Here is a 16,561-nt window from a genome sequence, read left to right as displayed (position 1 = left end):
TTCGTTCACTGAAGGAAGCTGCCCATGCTCTATCTGTCACTCAAGACGCTGCATTTGCTGATGGCCATCGCCTTCATCGGCACGCTGTTTTTCCAGGTGTTCATCCTCGCTCCTGTGGGGCGTCAGCTTTCGCAGGAGTTGCGCGGGCGCATGGCGGTCCTATACGGGCAACAGGCGCGTCGGGTAATTCACTGGGTCGCGTTGCTCCTTTATGGCGCTGGTGTAGCCTTGGTCTGGCCCTATCGCCAGGCGCTGGCCGATCCGCTGGCCAGCAGTTTTAGCGTGTTGCTGTCGCTGAAATTGCTGCTGGCGGTATTGATCATCGGACATTACGTGGCGCTGATCGCGCTGCGTAGCCAGGAGTGCGTCACCGAGCGCGGTATGCGCCTGCTGAACATCAGTCTGCTGGTGCACGCGGTGGTGCTGGTGTTCTGTGCCAAGGCCATGTTTACCCTTTAGTGCAGCAGGCCTGACTGTCGTTTCGCGGTGACCCGGCAAACAGAATGTTGTTTTCCAGGTGAATGTGCTGCATCAGATCCTGACGCAGTTCTTCCAGTCCACGATACAGCGCTTGCCAGGTATTGCAGGCGCCCGCCGGTGGCGTGATGTCGTTGGTCAGCCTGATGAGCTGGTCCAGCGCCGCACCATGCTGCTCGTGTTCGAGGCGCATCACGCTGATCGGCCCGGCTACCATCGCTTGGCGCTCTTGCAGCAGCAATGGAAAGAGGATCTGTTCTTCCTTGAGCATGTGGCTTTCCAGCTCCTGGGCCATATACGAGAGGTGATCGGCGAGACCGTTCGGGCAGTCTGTACGGTCGCCATGAACCTGCTCAACGCGCCGAGCGAGCCGGATCAGCTCCGGCAATTGCTCGCGGTGCCGTGCATGGAAGCGCCCCAGAATATGCTCCACCAGCTCTGCGGTAGACGCCTGCTGCCAGTCGCGCGTAGCGGTCGACCCGGGGATCAGAGCCGCCAGTTGCGCGGCCACGTTCGCCGCCGAAATCCCTTTTATCGCAGCGGCGTCGGCCAAGGTGCGGTGGCCCTGGCAACAAAAGTCCAGGCGGTTGGCATGGAAGACCGCAGTGGCCCCCGGGATGCTGCGGGCTAGGTCGCCCAAAGCGCTGTTCAGATAGTCTGCAGACATGGTGTTTGCTCTCAAGTAGAGGTATCAGGCCGATTGGATTAGGTGCCTGCCTAAATATGAGCAAAGCGCATGCCACAAAATAAATTATACTAAAATCATGTACTTGAATTAATGCGGGTATTTAATACCCTGATGAAGTAAGGTTAATAAAACCCTGAAAGGTGATTGATACCATGATCGAGCCCCTACTGTTGCCAGATTTGGTAGCCGAGCTGCCTGCGGCTGTCAGGCTACAGCGACTGGTGCAGGTGCTGCGCGAACATTTTCAATGCGGCGCCGTCGTTCTGTTGCAACATTCGGATGAATGCCTGCGCCCGCTGGCGGCCGTCGGGCTGGTCCAGGACGCGCTGGGCCGGCGCTTCCAGACTGCACGTCATCCCCGTCTGGCGGCGTTGCTTTCCCGCCGCGAGCCTACCTGGTTCGACCCGCAAAGCCCGCTCCCGGACCCCTATGATGGTCTCCTCGACGACTCCCCCGGCGAGCCCATGCCGGTACATGACTGCATGGGCGTGAGCCTGTACTTGGAAGGGCGCTTGTGGGGCGCGCTAACACTCGATGCGCTTGAGGCCGGGACCTTCGACGAAGCGGCGCGGTTGGAGCTGCAAAGGATGACGCCGCTGATCGAGACCTGTGTACGTGTTACCCGTCTCGAGGAGGACAACCGCGCGCTGCGCATCGCGCGGGTGGTCGGCCAGGGCACGTTGTCCGAAGCCAAGGACCACAGCATCATCGGCCACAGCAGCCCGGTCACCAAGCTGCTTGAGGAGCTTTCTGTGGTTGCCGATACGGAGCTTCCGGTGCTGCTCAGCGGCGAAACCGGGGTCGGCAAGGAATTGTTCGCACGCTGGCTGCATAATCACTCCGGGCGGGCTGACAAGCCGCTGGTGCTGGTCAATTGCGCCGCGTTGCCCGAATCCCTTGCCGAGAGCGAGTTGTTTGGTCATGTGAAGGGCGCCTTCTCAGGGGCCGGCAGTGACCGCGGCGGACGTTTCGACGCCGCCGATGGCGGTACGCTGCTGCTCGATGAAATTGGCGAGCTACCCTTGACCGTGCAGGCCAAGCTGTTGCGTACGTTGCAAAATGGCGAGATCCAGCGCCTGGGCGCCGATCAGCCGTTGCGGGTCAACGTACGGATTATTGCAGCCACGAATCGCAATCTGGCGGACCGGGTCGCCAGCGGCGATTTTCGCGCCGATCTGTATCACCGCCTTTCGGTTTACCCCGTCCTGATTCCGCCGCTACGCGAGCGTGGCAACGACATACTGCTGCTGGCCGGACACTTTATCGAACTCAACCGGGCGCGGCTCGGGTTACGCGGGTTGCGCTTGTCCGTGGCAGCGGAGCAGGTATTGCTCGGGTATTTCTGGCCTGGCAACGTGCGTGAGCTGGAGCATGTGATCAGTCGCGCGGCGATCAAGGCCTTGGGTTTTAACGGCTCGCGCCAGGCGATTCTGACCCTTGAATCGGGGCATCTTGATATTCAGGTGGGCAACAACCCGCCAGCCGCAGAGCCAGGCCCTCGGCAGGTTGCGCCAGCCGGGCCGGTGGTGCCGCTGAAACAATCGGTGGACGCCTGCCAGCGCGAGCAGATCCGCCTGGCCCTGGCCCAGACGGACGATGGCTGGGCAGCGGCAGCGCGGTTGCTTGGCCTGGACGCCAGCAACCTGCACAAGCTGGCCCGCAGGCTCGGAATGAAAGCTTGAGAGCTCAGTTGACCAAAATTTGACCTGCATCAAAGTGGTCACTTCGGACAGGGTTTAGCCTGCACGGCATTGAAGTTACCATTGCGGAGTCTATTCATGTCCAACCCCATTCACTGGGATGCAGGCCTTATCCGGCGTTACGACAAAGCCGGCCCGCGATACACCTCATACCCCACCGCGCTGCAGTTCCACGAAGGCATCCAGCCCGGCGATATGCTCTGGGCATTGGCTGAGAGTCGGCGCGCGGGCCGTGATCTGTCGCTCTATGTGCACATCCCGTTTTGCGCCAACATTTGTTATTACTGCGCATGCAATAAGGTCATTACCAAAGATCGCAGCCGCGCCGTGCCTTACTTACAAGCGCTGTATCGTGAAATCGAGCTGCTTAGCGAACATGTCGGCCGCGACCAACAGGTAGAGCAGTTGCACTTTGGTGGCGGCACGCCGACCTTCCTCAGCCATGAACAGATGCGCGGACTCGTCGACAAAATCAGACAGCACTTCACCTTGCATGACGACGATATTGGCGATTACAGCATCGAGATCGACCCGCGGGAAGCCGATTGGTCGACCATGGGCATGCTCCGTGAGGTCGGTTTTAATCGCGTCAGCTTCGGGGTTCAGGACATTGATCCGGCTGTGCAGCGCGCGGTCAATCGCTTGCAGAGTCTGGAGCAGACGCAGACCATCATGGATGCAGCGCGGGCGCTGGAATATCGCTCGATCAATATTGATCTGATTTACGGCCTGCCAAAACAAAGTCCGGCCAGCTTCGCACGTACGGTAGACGCCATTATCCAGATGCGTCCGGAGCGGCTATCCATATTCAACTACGCGCACATGCCGGAGCGTTTTCTGCCGCAACGTCGAATCAAATCAGAGGATCTGCCGATTGCGGCGGCCAAGCTGGCGATGCTGGAGAACAGTGTTCGGCAGTTGACCGAGGCCGGGTACCGGTATATCGGCATGGACCATTTCGCGCTGCCGGATGACAGTCTCAGTCTGGCGCAGGAGACCGGAGAGCTGCACCGCAATTTTCAGGGTTACACCACCCACGGCCACTGCGATCTGATCGGCCTGGGTGTGTCATCGATCAGTCAGGTGGGTGATCTTTTCAGCCAGAATACCAGCGATATCAAAGCCTATCAGCAGTGTCTCGGGGAAAGCCGGCTAGCGATCGCGCGCGGGCTCACCAGCGGGCCTGAAGATCACCTGCGGCGCGCAATCATATTCCAGCTGATCTGCCATTTCAGTCTGTGGTTCCCTGATATAGAAGCCCGTTTCGGGATCGTGTTTCGTGACGTCTTTGCCGACCGCTGGCCGATCCTGGAACAAATGCAAACCGATGGGTTGATTCGTCTGGATGACGACGCTATTGAGGTGCTGCCGGCCGGCCGCCTGCTGGTCCGCTCGATTTGCATGGTATTTGATGCGTATCAGCAGCAGGCGGAAAACGGGCGCTTCTCGCGTATCATCTGAGCCTCTGGCCTTGGGCGTTCTACGCTCGCTCTCAGGTTACTTCGCCAGCCAGATGGTGTGTTTGGGCCCACGGTTGCCGTGGGCGTAGACTTGCACCTCTTCTGTCCTGAATCCGGCCGAACGCAGCCGCGCGCTAAAGCGTTGATCGATGCTGGCAGACCAGACCGCGAGCACTCCGCCGGGGCGCAACGCCTGCTTGCAACCCCGCAAGCCATCAATGCTGTATAGCCAGCTGTTAATCGACTGGGTCAGGCCTTCTGGGCCGTTATCCACATCGAGCATGATGGCGTCAAACCCCTGGGTATCGGTCTTTAGAATGCGCGCCACATCCTCGTGCAGGATCTGAGCGCGTGGGTCCTTGGCGGGGTAGCCCGCCTTGGCTCCCAGAGGCCCCTGGTTCCAGCGGATAACGCCTTCGAGTAGCTCTGCGACCAGCACCTGTGCCTGATCGCCCAACTGCGCTAATGCTGCCGCCAGGGTAAAACCCATTCCCAGTCCGCCGATCAATACCCGTGGGTTGGCGCGGCTGGCAATCTGAGTACAGGCTAGCCTGCCCAGAGCATCTTCCGAGCCGTGCATTCGGGTGTTCATCAACTGCCCGCCCTTGCCGTCCTCGCGTTTGATGATGAAATCTTCGCCGTATTCAAACAGGCACAATTTGGCGCCTTCATCGGGAAGGGGGGTAGAGTCAATCAGCACGAATTTTTTCACGGGTCATCTTCAATCGAGGTTGGCAGGATAGGCTTTCAGCCAGCGAAACAGGCAGCGCAGCCGGTCGGATGGCCGCGGACGGTTCTGACGGTTCAAAAGAGTAAGAGTACGGGCGCAGCGAAAAAAATCAATCATGACGGAGCGCGGTCATAGACAGCACATCCCGCCTCAGCTGGCACTGCAATTGGGGCTTTAGCCGCAGGCTTCGGCGCGGGCATGATTGCCATAGCGGATACCAGCGCCTGGTCGAGTCCGTAACTATCAGCGACAAAAGCCAACTGACCTTCGCTGTTGGCAAACGCTGTCCAATAGGCAAGTATCACCCGCGGACCGTTCGTCAGTGCGATTTCGTGTGTTTGCTTGCTGGCTCGTTGTTGCGCGATGTGCTCGTGCTCTAAGAAACTCAAACCAGCAAACAGCTGGGCCGCAAGTTCGTTTGCATTTTCTACACGTACACAGCCCGAACTCACACTTCGGTTCGTCTGCTGGAATAAGTGCTTGCTGGGAGTGTCATGCAGGTAGATTGAAAACGGGTTGGGCAGACGGAACACGATTTCTCCCAGCGGATTGGTTGGCCCAGGCGGTTGACGCAGGATAATGCCTCTTGGATTGTTCCAATCTATGTGTCGCGGATCCAGCGGCTTGCCTTGGGTGTCCAGTGTCCGCAGGTTGTGCACGCCAAGGTAGTCTGGATTGCGGCGTATCTTCGGCAAGATATCTTCGCGCAGGATGGTTGGGGGTACGGTCCAGCCTGGATTCAGGGTAATCCGGTTGATATATGACACTAGTAGCGGCGTTGGCCTGCTTGATCGTCCTACCTGCGCCCGCGCCCGCCAGAGCGTGTCATTGCCGCGCATGAGCTGGAGACGTGCACTGGCAACATTGATCAATAGCAGATAATCGCTGCGCTGCGCGTTTACCCAGCGCAGCCGCTCCAGATTGATCCGCACCTGCTGCACACGCTGCGCGGGCGATATGTTTAATGCCGTGAGGGTCAGAGGGCCGATTATGCCGTCTACTTGCAACCCATGCTGGGCTTGATAAAGGCGTACTGCCTCCACCAGCGCCCCGTTATAGTTGCTTACCGATACATAGGCGGCAGGTGACTCCAGCAGGAACCCATCCTGCTGCAACTGCGCAGCTAATTGCTCGATTCGCTCGTCGCTCATGCCCGGGCGCAGCACCGGCCCAGGCGGCAAAGGCGCGCGCGAAGCTGGCTGCCTGTCCATCGCGGCATAAGCAGCGCGCAGAGCGCGGTACTGAGGCAGCGCAGGGCGCGCCTGCTCAAAAGAGGCGGCAATGCCTTTCCTTAGGCCAGTAAGGGCAAGTTCTGAGAGCAAAGGCGCGGATGGTGGCGGCAGCGCGTTAGCCTGCCAATAGGGTTCATGGTCCGCTTGCGCGAGACGACCGCGGCTCAGATGCTCCAGCGCCAGCAAATACTGACTGCTGATGCGCAGTTCGTCACACTGCTTCACCGGCGGTCGGGCTTGCAACGCAAAACCGTAATCCTCGGGTGAAAGGCCATCATCGACCAGCTGTTCCAGCTCTGTTTTCAGGGCAGCCCGCTGCTGCGCACCCTCCCAGAGTGTTTTATAATCATTGTTCTGGTACAGCTGGATCAGTGCCGTTTGCAGAGAAGTCGATCTGAGCGTGGGCAAACTGACACAGGATTGCGCCGCATCACCAATGAGCGCCTGCTGTAGGGTTACTGAAGACAGACTGTCGGCGTTTGGGTAGGCTACTGGGCTGACGACAAGGCCGTACACAAACAGCAGGAAAAGCATTGTGAAATCTCTGCTCAACAGGCAACCTCATGTGTCGACTTGGGCTAGTGGCAAATGTAGAAGCATCGAATACTTAACGGAAGCCTATCACGCTAATCCTGTTCCCTCAGACATTGCTGCAGACATGGCGGCAATACGGCAACCTGAACAAGCCCGGAGAAAAAACATGCTCTGTGAGCAACCAAGCAGGAATCCCCGCCGGTTTTGGGGCGCAGTCAGTATTCTGAGCGTCCTGGTGATGATGCTCGGCTACAGTCCGGCGTATGCTGACGGGCAGACACTGAAAAGCAAGCTCGCCAGCGTAGCACCCGAATTAAACCCATTGGCGCTGGAGCGCGCTGTAATAGCGATGACCTGCGCCATCAATCATGGCGCAGAAGCGGCCAGCCGGCTTGCCGTCATCGACTTTTCTCTGCCTTCATCCGAGCAGCGGCTTTGGCTATTTGATCTGCAAGCCAAGTCGCTGATCATGCGCGAACTGGTAGCCCACGGGCAAGGCTCAGGTGATAAGCATGCCAATCAGTTTTCCAATATCGAAGGCAGCCACCAGTCCAGCGTAGGCCTGTTCCGCACCCAGGAAAGTTATTACGGGCAACACGGCTACTCCCTGCGTATGGACGGACTGGAACCGGGCATCAACGATCAGGCCCGCCGCCGTGCCATTGTCATCCACGGCGCGGACTACGTAGATGAAAGCTGGGTTGTCCGCCAGGGACGCATTGGCCGCAGTCACGGTTGTCCCGCCGTATCACAGCAGGCGATTCGCAGCGTAGTCGACAACCTCAAAGGGGGTCAGTTTCTGTTTGCTTATTACCCGGATGAACAATGGATTCAGACGTCCGCCTACTTGAATTGTGCAGATGGCGAAACACCGAGTTTGATTGCCTCGCGTACCGATAATCTTAGAGATCAAGTTCACGTTCTAAGCCAATAACATCAGATCAAATGGTTGGCAACACAGCTGCCAACCGCGTTCGCGCCATCCGCTGATGACGCGCATCAGCCTTGTTAGCCAGTCCAGGCCTGTTTGGTCATGGCTTTCTCGGCGAGTTCTTCGCTGCGCCGATTGGCCGGGCGGTCCTGTAACCCGTTCCAATACTCGACGAACTCTGGTCGTTTCTCCAGAGTGCCAAACAGCATGCCCCAGCCGATATGCGCTCCGACATAGACATCCGCCGCTGAGAAGTGATCTCCGGCAATGTACTGGCGCCCGCGTACCGCCTCGGCAAGCACGTCAACGACCTTTTCCAGGCGCCCACAACCTAACTCCATCTCCTGTTCTGCGTTAAGGTCGACGTTGCACGCGCGCAGACCAACAGCGGCTTCGAAGGGCCCGGCGACAAAGAACAGCCAGCGGTAGTAGGGCCCAAGTGCTGCGCCATCGGGTTTCAGATTGGCCTCGGGAAAAGCCTCGGCCAGATAGGCACAGATCGCAGCGGCTTCGGTAACCACCACGTCACCATGACGAATGGCTGGCACCTTGCCCATGGGGTTGACTGCCAGATACTCGGGTGACTTCATTGAGGTGCCATATTCCAGATACTCGACCTGATAGGGCACGCCGAGCTCTTCGAGCATCCAATGCACGATACCGCCGCGTGATTGGGGGTTGGTGTAGAAAACAAGATCGGTGCTCATGCTGTTCTCCAGAGATCCATTGGTTGGGGTGCTTGCTGGTGTAGTGACAGCATAGGCGGGGGTGCTGACAGATTCTGTCAGTAGTGCTTCGCTATGCCGACACCCTAGGCTTCCAGCGTTTGAGCTTGTCGCGTTGGCGGGCTCTATGGCAGTCAGTTCGGCAGCCCCCAACTCAGTCATCCAGGCCTTGTGCAACGCCTGGCGCCGGCAAGGATAGCGATCAGACAAAGGACTGGCGGTAAGTAGCCGGTCGACCCGGAACTGACGAAAACCACCGCGCATTTCGCACCAGGCGGCAAGCATGCGGGTGGATTCGAAAAAGCCCAACGCAAAAGGCCAGATGATGCGCGACGAGGCAGCACCCTTGCGATCACGGTATTCGATCTGCAGTTTGCGCTCCTCGGCAATCGCCTGGCGCAGGACCTTCAGTTCTACCGATTGATACTTGTCCCAGCCTGGGCCGACCATCAGCGCGGAATCCTGCAGCCGGTGTTGCAGTTCCCGGGGTAGCACCGCAGAGACCTTGGCCAGCGCCTCCGCAGCAGCGCCCGCCAGTTCGCTGTCAGCCCGGCGCTGAACCCATTTCAGGCCCAGCGCCAGGGCCTCGACTTCCTCTGCGGAAAACATCAGGGGCGGCAGCATAAAGCCGGGCTCCAGCACATAACCCATGCCCGGCTCGCCATCAATCTGTGCGCCTATCGCCTTAAGGTCGGCAATATCCCGGTACAGGGTGCGCAGGGATACGCCCAACTCTTCTGCCAGCGCACGACCACTCACCGGTCTGCGGTGCCGGCGTAGTAACTGCATGAGATCAAATAGACGGGTAGTGCGGGACATTCTGGAAAGATAGCACGCGCAGCGGTAATTCGGGATAGCGCAGGGATGCTAGAAGTGGAGCGGTGAAGGGAATCGAATCCTTGTCTAGCATTGTTCGTTAATCAGCAAACCTCGGCAATGGGCGTGTTTCAGTCCCTTTCAGCCATCATTTATCTGCTCTGATTCGCTATGTTTTCGACACTTTATCGACACCAACCCTTTTACTGCTAGCCCATGGATGAATGCCCCAATCAGGCCTCACCACAAAACCTCGACTGCTCAAGGCAAGGAATCAAGTCAGGCTGCGGATTAATTTTCATCTGACCCCAATTCCTGCTTTTCTCCAGCTTCGCTCATTCTATTGGGTATCCTTGCTTTGCATAGTTGTATCGCTTACCGTTGTAATTTATTTTCATCATTATTAGTGAGTAGAAAATATATAAACATCCGTCCAGGTCTTTGAATAGTTCTTGTGGTTCCGGATATTTGACACTCATGCTTCCATGCATGGATGGATGGCGAAGGCTATTCCACATTTCAGCAGTATCTTTCCCAAACAATTCGTAAAATGCAGATCTAACGCTACCAGCGCCTGCGTTTTCTAGGTTGCTCAAAAGCTTTCTTTGTACTCTTGGTGGAACTTTTAGCTCACTTAACATAGCGTCGATTCGCCCAACCCATTCCTGGCATTGGTTCCTAAATTCAATGTCAGCTACTTTTCTTTCGAAGAAAAACGCATCTAGCAGACCTTCTGCATTGGCTGCTAAAGCTTTAGCATAGGCTTCAGTGGCAGACTCTCTTGCTGTTTTAACTTCTTTCCAATATTCTTCAATCTTCTTTCTGTCAATCTTGCTTTGTCTGCAGTATTTACTTAAGAATTCATTGATGTCCCCCAGGCTGTCTGGTCTGGTGCAGGGTATTGGTCTGCCCAACCCATACTCATTTTCCAGCTTTGTAATTGAGTATACCTTTTTTGTTATTCTGGTTTTGCTATAGGTTATTTCGATTAGTGGCTCTATGCTTAATCCGCATATTATCTCTAACCCATTGATAAATCCTTTGGCTAGCTCTTCGCTTATGCTTTTTTTTGACAGCAGGTCTATACAAATATATTCTTTACTTACTTTTGTGATTATGCAGTCAATATTCAATATTTTAATTTCTGTTTTATTTCGCTCTGCACCAAGCTCGCCCATGTCTGTCACTTTATTTTGAGCTATCGTAAAATTCTTAGCGGTGCAATGAATTGTTTTCGCGAAGCTCGCCCCTGGTTTTTGCGATCTCGCCACTGTTTGCTCAATGCTTAGTATCTCACCTTTCAGTACAAGGCTTTCAGTGTTGCCGAACGATATAGAATCAAGATATATATCTGAACCCACCCATACTTCACCGCTCACTGAGGTGGCTTCAATACTAAAGTATATATCTCTCGGAAAGACAGTTCCCTGTGCCAGATTCCTGGAAAGGGTCTCGGTGTCTATAGTTCTGTAACGGGTTTTCTCAGCGTTCTTCCATATGGCCTGTAACGCTAAGCCACCATTTTTATTTTGCTTTAGTAGTCCTGTTCCCACATATACTGCGGGGTTGATCTTGGTTTGTTGTCTAATTATGATTTTGGAACATAGTATTTCCAAGCTGTTGTTTTTTGCAGCATCTAGCAAGTTTCTATCGGAATAGTACATTTTAGCCCCTATTCTTTTTTTATAGCTATGTTCTGAAGCCGCTGTATGCTAGACAATACATCCGTTGCCATTCATCCTGCACTTTATTGGCATTTCCGCATCGTGTTTTTAGCCACTGCTGGGCTGCTTTTCTACAAGTTCGATATTCAATCGAGCCAGATCCGTAGTTTCTGCAAAATGTAGAATTGTCTATTCTGCTATTTTGGTAGGTGTAGGACGTATTCCACTGGGTCACTCGGCCCCTAGCATCCCCCCACCTAAAATGCGCATTGCTTGACCCGTTCAACGTATTGTTGGAGACATTCCTTGCATGCTCCGATCGTCTTCTGCTCGTTTCCTGGTCTGCTCGGACGGCGTGTCTTAGCTGTACCGTATTGATGTCGGTTCTGGGCGTGTAGTTTTGGTTATTGAATACTGTTTGCCTGAACTGCGGTGGCTCTTCACCCTCAGTTGCATTTCTTTCGTTCTCTATTTCCTGCCAGAACACATCTTCGGCTGTAGTTGACCTATCGAATTGGGGTGCCTCTGGAGGCTGATGTGCAACCTCTTGGCTCTTATCGGCACTGCTAGAAAAGTTTTCCAGCCAGCCATGCATCCAGCTTTGGTCTTTCGCTAGATAGGCAGTTATTCCGAATATCATTACGGTTGCAACGATGCTTACGTGGAAGGGGGGAATTCTACGTTCCTTGGTCTTTACACGCGCAGGTGCATCATCCCAATCTGCTTTCATGCTTCGCTCTCCTTGCGTTCGCTACGGGCGAACCATCGCCTAGTCACTTCTTTGGTGATCGCTATCCCGCGTGGTGGTAAAATTCGGGTCAGATGAACATTCCTACCGAGCGGGTTCCAGTCAACGCAGAAAAACCACGTTGGCTGGTAACGTATCAGACGGATTAATGTTTATCTCACGCCATTTACTTTTTAATTAAGAGTTTTTATTACGATAGTGAATATAAAGCGATTTCATAGCGCTTCCAAAAGCCAAGGATTGAGTGGTTTTCTTTAACTTGATCTTATTAGTCGAAAGCTCAGTAGCTTTTTCTGCATCTAAAGTTGCTGCGCTTCTCATCTGATAAAGCAACTCATCTTTATTCTTAAAATCATGGTGTGCTTCTAAAATATCTAAAAGAGCTCTGATGCCATAAATTTCTGATAGCGTGCCCGCTATCCAGTGGTTAGCATTTTCTCTGTTATCAGCAGTTAACCAATACTTCGCACACCTTTGGTCTAGTGCCATTATCTTATCAATAGTTTTATTAATTATTATATATTCTTCGCTACGCGTGGCAATTCTATTAGAGTTGGAAAATATTACCATCCATCCAATTATCACCAAAGCTGGAGATATGATGCTAACCCATAGCGTGACATTGGATATATCAGGCATTGCTCTCTGCTCTCCTGATATAGTCCTCTATTTCTAGAACGTAATCTTGATATTTTGTTTTTACTTCAAGTTTTTTGAAAACCTCATCAGCAGAAAGCTTGTACTCTCTAACTAGTCCGCCAAATGATTCTTCCAGGAATGAAGATCCGTATTCATAGCCGTCTTGAACGGTATCAAGCTGAACTATAACCTTTTCAACCCCTGGGTCTAGAAAAAGATCCTTTAACTTAAGCTCCCTAAATTTTGTGCCATTATATTCACCATCGTCCTCGTATCGCCCAAAAGGAGTTTTCGAAAACTTTCCTACATCTACCTCAACCGTTTTTTTAGCGCTCATCTTCTAGCTCTCCAAAAACCCACTCAATTAGCGTTCCGCCAATTTTATAAGAATGCTCTGACTTATCTATAATTTCGCCCCGCTTATATACCACTTGTCCTTTGCCGCTATAGACCACTAGGTATGCAGGAAATTCATTTAGCTTAACCGGTTTCTTGATGTTTTCAAAACCCATCCCACGGCCCTGTATGCTTAGCCGCGTAACTCCAGGGGACATGGCTCGTTCCACCTCATCACTATTACGTCTAGAGAAAAAGTTTTCAGCACCTATAGTGTCGTGAATCCCCGAGCCTGTGTCGTAGATAATTATAGTGATTTTCTTTTCTTTTTCATTTTTTGAAGCGTATTGCCACCACCTTCCTATCATAAATTCATGAAGTGGGTTCTCTACGTTTTTAAATTTTTCATAGGCATGATGCGCTATGTTCAAATAAGCTTCTTGCATTGCTGAAACAATATGCCTAGGCAATGGGTTGCACTGCACCTGCAAGATCTTAATTATGTCGGTTATCTCGTTTGCTGGATCGCTTCCTGTTTTGTACGGATTTCTTACATCCTTCCATAACTCATCTAGCTTTCTCTGGCCTCCTGGCTTTATTGCAGCCCATAGACCATTTTTTACAATGATATCTCTAGTTGCTTTGTCTTTTGGTAATATGGTGGTTATTATCTGCTCAGGGCTTGAGAATGTTTTATGTGAGGCCCAACATTGACACCTTGTAACTTTTGCGAACACCATCAATGCAGCTGCTGCAGAAATAAATGAGGTCTCGGAAAAGTCTAGCTCTACGTAGTTGAATCTTCCAAAGACTTCAACATCTATTTGATCAAAAAACGATGCCGTGTATTTATATTCATTTTTATGATAAATACACACCGACGGTGGAGCCTGTATCCTAACTCGGGACGTTGGCTTCTTCGGGGTCGCCTTAACAACCTTTTTCATTTTAGTGTCTTTACAGGCATTGGCATCTTTCTAATTTCCTTTTGATTTCATCCATGTCCACTCTTTCGGGCGTACCAGCGCCTAGTCACTTCTTTGGTGATCGCTATCCCGCGTGGTGTATTGGCAACTTTGAGTTAGCTTCGTCGTATTCGGGGCTGGTCTGGCCTGCTTCCGGGATGATATTTCCCGTCGTCAACCATAAAGCGTATTGGGGAGCTATCTTAACGATTGCCTCAATATCGTCCTCATTAGCCCTACGCTTCCCATTCCTCAGGTGATACCACTTGCTACGGTCGATACCGCTCACCTTCTCTAGCTTCGGCGCTGAGATTTCTAGGTGATCCCAAATTGTAATAATTCGCTCTCTTATCATTCCATAACGTTCTAAATAATGTGCACATAGTGGTGGATGTCATGCGCAAATTTGATATATTTGCATCTAGTGGCTTGCGCTATATGCAAATTACTATCTGCGGATCTATTGCTAAACATAGTGGAACAAAGCTGATGGATATGGAAGGTCTAGACCCTCAAAAACTGATTGGATGCCCGCCGCTGATGCCCTGGCAGAAATTCGCTGAGTGGATCGGTATGGGTGACGAACCTATCGTCGTCCGCACGTGGATTGATCGCGGCTACCTCCCCAGCCTAAAAGTCGGCAAGCGCGTGATGGTCAACGTGGCTCTTTGTAGTGGTCAAATGATTCCGGAAAGCTTTGGAACGAGCTTCCTTCAAGCTACCCACAGGCCAGGCGTCTCACGTGCTACGTCATACTTTCGCTAGCCATTTCATCATGAATGGCGGCAACATCGTCACCCTACAAAAAATACTCGGGCATTCATCTCTTGCGATGACGCTTCGCTATGCGCATCTCTCGCCAGATCATCTGGCAGACGCTATTCGCTTTAACCCACTATCATCTGCTATATTCCATTAAAGGAATATTCTTTCTAAGGAATGTCGTGTATGGTTTGGGATGTTGAATATACCGATGAATTTGGAGAGTGGTGGGCAAGTCTTAGTGAGGATGAGCAGGAGTCGGTCGCTGTTTCAGTGACCTTGCTGGAGCACAACGGACCTCACCTAGGCTTTCCCCATAGCAGTGGCATAAACGGGTCAAAACACAGTCATATGCGAGAGCTTAGAACTCAGCATGGCGGGGTACCATTCCGCACCCTGTACGCCTTCGACCCTAGACGCTCCGCTATTTTGCTCATTGGTGGTGATAAAACAGGTGATGATCGGTGGTACTTGGACAATATCCCAATCGCTGACCGCTTGTATGACGATCATCTAGAAGAATTGAGAAAAGAGGGCCTGATTGATGGCTAACAAATTTAGTAACCTTCGCGAGAAAATGTCTCTAGAGTCGCAGGCTCGGGTTGAGGTGAAGGCTCGGGTTTTGCTCGCTGAAATGCCGCTCAACGAGTTGCGCCAGGCTCGCGGCTTGTCACAAAAGGTTCTGGCTGAAATATTGAATGTTCAGCAGCCTTCTATCGCTAAGATGGAGCGTCGGACGGATATGTACCTTTCCACCTTGCGCAGCCATATTGAAGCTATGGGGGGGCATTTGGACCTTGTGGCGCGTTTTCCGGAAGGAGACGTGAAAATCAGTAACTTCTCTGACCTTGAGGCAGAAAGCGCCAAGCGGGCGTGATTTCGACACTTTCTCGACACTTCGTTGAGAGGGTGAAGAAATTGTCTTTATAATCAAAGGCTTAGTGGAGCGGGTGAAGGGAATCGAACCCTCGTCGTAAGCTTGGGAAGCTTCTGCTCTACCATTGAGCTACACCCGCGTGCTGCGCATTCTAAGCAGTTGCTCAGCGTTCGGCAAACACCTTCATAGATTATTTCTCTTAACCCATTATCTTGAGCAGGTTTTGTTAAACAGGTCGCTGGATGCCCGCTGCGATCTTGATCAGCCGGCTATAACTGTCCTGGCGTGCCGCCTGATCAAAGATCGAACTGCTGACAATCAGCTCATCTGCGCCCGTACGCTCAATCAAGTCCGCCATTTGCTGGGCGACAGTGAGTTCGTCGCCGATCAATGTACCCGCCAGCGTCGACATAACCTGATGCTTTTCATGCGGCAACCAGAGCTCACTCATATCGGCCACTGGCGGCGGCATAGGGCCGGGTGTGCCGCGGATCAGATTGAGGAAGGCCTGCTGATGCGAGCTGGCGAGAAAATGCGCCTGCTCCCGGCTTTCTGCTACATAGGCGTTAATGCCTAGCATCACATGCGGCTTCTGCAGGTCGGCGCTGGGCTGGAAATGCTCACGATAGGTGCTCAGCGCTGAATGCAGATAATCCGGCGAAAATTGCCCAGCAAAAGCGAAGGGTAACCCTAACTGCCCAGCCAATTGAGCGCTGAAGGTGCTGGATCCGAGTAGCCAGATCGGCACATTCAGGCCCGCTCCGGGCACTGCGCGCAGGCGCTGGCCTGGCTGCGGATCGGCAAACAAACCGCGTAACTCATCCAGCATCTGGGGGAAATCAGAGCCATCGCCACGTCCATGGCGCAATGCTTGAGCCGTAGCCTGGTCGGTACCCGGGGCACGCCCCAGGCCCAGATCGATTCGTCCGGGATAAAGTGATTCCAGCGTGCCGAACTGCTCGGCAATCTGCAGCGGCGCATGGTTGGGCAGCATGATGCCGCCGGAGCCGATCCGCAGCCGCTGGGTGCCAGCGGCCAGGTAGCCAATCACCACCGAGGTGGCAGCACTGGCGATGCCGGTCATGTTGTGATGCTCGGCCACCCAATAACGTTTGTAGCCGAGTATGTCGGCGTGTTTGGCTAGCGCAAGGGCGTTGTTGAGCGCCTGTGCCGGAGTTGAGCCCTGGGGAACCGGGCAAAGATCCAGTACGGATAAGGGAATGGCTTGGCTCGACATAAGTACTCCTGCACAGAAAGAAATAATGAGGTCATGCTAA

Annotated in this window: 17 protein-coding genes, 1 tRNA gene and 1 pseudogene; 8 read left to right on the top strand and 11 right to left on the bottom strand. The window is 53.3% G+C overall.

Annotation, left to right across the window (positions count from 1 at the left end):
* Positions 1-24: 24 nt before the first annotated feature.
* Positions 25-459, top strand: coding sequence for a membrane protein (locus K787_RS0116055; protein ID WP_022963832.1), 435 nt, complete (start codon positions 25-27; stop codon positions 457-459).
* Here K787_RS0116055 and ytfE read toward each other — a convergent pair.
* A complete protein-coding gene (gene ytfE, locus K787_RS0116050) occupies positions 449-1,144 on the bottom strand; it encodes an iron-sulfur cluster repair protein YtfE (protein ID WP_022963831.1) in 696 nt (231 codons plus the stop codon). The genes K787_RS0116055 and ytfE overlap by 11 nt on opposite strands.
* A gap of 173 nt (positions 1,145-1,317) precedes the next feature.
* On the opposite strand from ytfE, the gene norR reads away from it, so the two are divergent.
* Both norR and hemN read left to right on the top strand, forming a co-directional pair.
* Positions 1,318-2,847, top strand: a complete 1,530-nt coding sequence (gene norR / locus K787_RS0116045) for a nitric oxide reductase transcriptional regulator NorR (protein ID WP_022963830.1) — start codon at positions 1,318-1,320, stop codon at positions 2,845-2,847.
* Between the two features lie 96 nt (positions 2,848-2,943).
* Positions 2,944-4,326: an oxygen-independent coproporphyrinogen III oxidase gene (gene hemN, locus K787_RS0116040; protein ID WP_022963829.1), complete on the top strand. Its 1,383-nt coding sequence runs from the start codon at positions 2,944-2,946 to the stop codon at positions 4,324-4,326.
* Between the two features lie 36 nt (positions 4,327-4,362).
* On the opposite strand, the gene K787_RS0116035 is transcribed toward hemN, so the two are convergent.
* Complete coding sequence (locus K787_RS0116035) at positions 4,363-5,037, bottom strand: spermidine synthase (protein WP_022963828.1); 675 nt, start codon at positions 5,035-5,037, stop codon at positions 4,363-4,365.
* A gap of 131 nt (positions 5,038-5,168) precedes the next feature.
* Positions 5,169-6,821: a L,D-transpeptidase family protein gene (locus K787_RS23405; RefSeq protein ID WP_022963826.1), complete on the bottom strand. Its 1,653-nt coding sequence runs from the start codon at positions 6,819-6,821 to the stop codon at positions 5,169-5,171.
* A 238-nt stretch (positions 6,822-7,059) separates the two neighbouring features.
* On the opposite strand from K787_RS23405, the gene K787_RS23400 reads away from it, so the two are divergent.
* On the top strand, positions 7,060-7,755 hold the full coding sequence (locus K787_RS23400) for a murein L,D-transpeptidase catalytic domain family protein (RefSeq protein ID WP_052185396.1): 696 nt from the start codon (positions 7,060-7,062) through the stop codon (positions 7,753-7,755).
* A 74-nt stretch (positions 7,756-7,829) separates the two neighbouring features.
* On the opposite strand, the gene K787_RS24820 is transcribed toward K787_RS23400, so the two are convergent.
* From K787_RS24820 to K787_RS0115990, 6 genes are all read right to left on the bottom strand, one after another.
* Positions 7,830-9,296 (bottom strand): HTH domain-containing protein, encoded by a 1,467-nt coding sequence (locus tag K787_RS24820; protein WP_022963824.1) that lies wholly within the window; start codon positions 9,294-9,296, stop codon positions 7,830-7,832.
* 332 nt (positions 9,297-9,628) lie between these two features.
* Positions 9,629-10,957, bottom strand: a complete 1,329-nt coding sequence (locus tag K787_RS0116010) for a hypothetical protein (protein ID WP_022963823.1) — start codon at positions 10,955-10,957, stop codon at positions 9,629-9,631.
* A 25-nt stretch (positions 10,958-10,982) separates the two neighbouring features.
* On the bottom strand, positions 10,983-11,687 hold the full coding sequence (locus K787_RS0116005; RefSeq protein WP_022963822.1) for a hypothetical protein: 705 nt from the start codon (positions 11,685-11,687) through the stop codon (positions 10,983-10,985).
* A 195-nt stretch (positions 11,688-11,882) separates the two neighbouring features.
* Positions 11,883-12,344, bottom strand: coding sequence for a hypothetical protein (locus tag K787_RS0116000; RefSeq protein ID WP_022963821.1), 462 nt, complete (start codon positions 12,342-12,344; stop codon positions 11,883-11,885).
* Positions 12,337-12,681, bottom strand: a complete 345-nt coding sequence (locus K787_RS0115995; RefSeq protein ID WP_022963820.1) for an STAS-like domain-containing protein — start codon at positions 12,679-12,681, stop codon at positions 12,337-12,339. Before K787_RS0115995 ends, K787_RS0116000 begins: the two co-directional genes overlap by 8 nt.
* The gene (locus K787_RS0115990; RefSeq protein WP_022963819.1) at positions 12,671-13,627 is read right to left on the bottom strand and encodes a hypothetical protein; all 957 of its coding nucleotides are present in this window, start codon (positions 13,625-13,627) and stop codon (positions 12,671-12,673) included. The genes K787_RS0115995 and K787_RS0115990 overlap by 11 nt, the downstream gene beginning before the upstream one ends.
* A 414-nt stretch (positions 13,628-14,041) precedes the next feature.
* On the opposite strand from K787_RS0115990, the gene K787_RS23390 reads away from it, so the two are divergent.
* The 4 genes and pseudogenes from K787_RS23390 to K787_RS0115970 all read left to right on the top strand — a co-directional run bounded on the left by K787_RS23390 (position 14,042) and on the right by K787_RS0115970 (position 15,284).
* A complete protein-coding gene (locus tag K787_RS23390) occupies positions 14,042-14,410 on the top strand; it encodes a hypothetical protein (protein WP_235801948.1) in 369 nt (122 codons plus the stop codon).
* A pseudogene (locus K787_RS25775) lies at positions 14,352-14,564 on the top strand (tyrosine-type recombinase/integrase); the annotation flags it as partial. The gene K787_RS23390 and the pseudogene K787_RS25775, both read left to right, overlap by 59 nt.
* Before the next feature lie 29 nt (positions 14,565-14,593).
* Complete coding sequence (locus K787_RS0115975) at positions 14,594-14,959, top strand: type II toxin-antitoxin system RelE/ParE family toxin (protein WP_022963816.1); 366 nt, start codon at positions 14,594-14,596, stop codon at positions 14,957-14,959.
* On the top strand, positions 14,952-15,284 hold the full coding sequence (locus K787_RS0115970) for an XRE family transcriptional regulator (protein ID WP_022963815.1): 333 nt from the start codon (positions 14,952-14,954) through the stop codon (positions 15,282-15,284). The genes K787_RS0115975 and K787_RS0115970 overlap by 8 nt, the downstream gene beginning before the upstream one ends.
* 65 nt (positions 15,285-15,349) lie before the next feature.
* Here K787_RS0115970 and K787_RS0115965 read toward each other — a convergent pair.
* Together K787_RS0115965 and K787_RS0115960 are read right to left on the bottom strand one after the other, a co-directional pair.
* Positions 15,350-15,423, bottom strand: a tRNA-Gly gene (locus tag K787_RS0115965).
* An 87-nt stretch (positions 15,424-15,510) separates the two neighbouring features.
* The gene (locus tag K787_RS0115960; protein ID WP_022963814.1) at positions 15,511-16,521 is read right to left on the bottom strand and encodes an LLM class flavin-dependent oxidoreductase; all 1,011 of its coding nucleotides are present in this window, start codon (positions 16,519-16,521) and stop codon (positions 15,511-15,513) included.
* Positions 16,522-16,561: the final 40 nt, after the last annotated feature.

The organism is Halopseudomonas pelagia CL-AP6 (assembly GCF_000410875.1).
GTDB classification, from domain to species: domain Bacteria; phylum Pseudomonadota; class Gammaproteobacteria; order Pseudomonadales; family Pseudomonadaceae; genus Halopseudomonas; species Halopseudomonas pelagia.
This window is presented reverse-complemented; position numbering and strand designations above follow the sequence as displayed.

Coding starts and splice junctions, on each gene's coding strand:
- K787_RS0116055 (WP_022963832.1), top strand. CDS start 25: ATGCTCTATCTGTCACTCAAGACGCTGCATTTGCTGATGGCCATCGCC.
- ytfE (WP_022963831.1), bottom strand. CDS start 1,144: ATGTCTGCAGACTATCTGAACAGCGCTTTGGGCGACCTAGCCCGCAGC.
- norR (WP_022963830.1), top strand. CDS start 1,318: ATGATCGAGCCCCTACTGTTGCCAGATTTGGTAGCCGAGCTGCCTGCG.
- hemN (WP_022963829.1), top strand. CDS start 2,944: ATGTCCAACCCCATTCACTGGGATGCAGGCCTTATCCGGCGTTACGAC.
- K787_RS23405 (WP_022963826.1), bottom strand. CDS start 6,821: ATGCTTTTCCTGCTGTTTGTGTACGGCCTTGTCGTCAGCCCAGTAGCC.
- K787_RS23400 (WP_052185396.1), top strand. CDS start 7,060: ATGATGCTCGGCTACAGTCCGGCGTATGCTGACGGGCAGACACTGAAA.
- K787_RS24820 (WP_022963824.1), bottom strand. CDS start 9,296: ATGTCCCGCACTACCCGTCTATTTGATCTCATGCAGTTACTACGCCGG.
- K787_RS0116010 (WP_022963823.1), bottom strand. CDS start 10,957: ATGTACTATTCCGATAGAAACTTGCTAGATGCTGCAAAAAACAACAGC.
- K787_RS0116005 (WP_022963822.1), bottom strand. CDS start 11,687: ATGAAAGCAGATTGGGATGATGCACCTGCGCGTGTAAAGACCAAGGAA.
- K787_RS0116000 (WP_022963821.1), bottom strand. CDS start 12,344: ATGCCTGATATATCCAATGTCACGCTATGGGTTAGCATCATATCTCCA.
- K787_RS0115995 (WP_022963820.1), bottom strand. CDS start 12,681: ATGAGCGCTAAAAAAACGGTTGAGGTAGATGTAGGAAAGTTTTCGAAA.
- K787_RS0115990 (WP_022963819.1), bottom strand. CDS start 13,627: ATGAAAAAGGTTGTTAAGGCGACCCCGAAGAAGCCAACGTCCCGAGTT.
- K787_RS23390 (WP_235801948.1), top strand. CDS start 14,042: ATGCGCAAATTTGATATATTTGCATCTAGTGGCTTGCGCTATATGCAA.
- K787_RS0115975 (WP_022963816.1), top strand. CDS start 14,594: ATGGTTTGGGATGTTGAATATACCGATGAATTTGGAGAGTGGTGGGCA.
- K787_RS0115970 (WP_022963815.1), top strand. CDS start 14,952: ATGGCTAACAAATTTAGTAACCTTCGCGAGAAAATGTCTCTAGAGTCG.
- K787_RS0115960 (WP_022963814.1), bottom strand. CDS start 16,521: ATGTCGAGCCAAGCCATTCCCTTATCCGTACTGGATCTTTGCCCGGTT.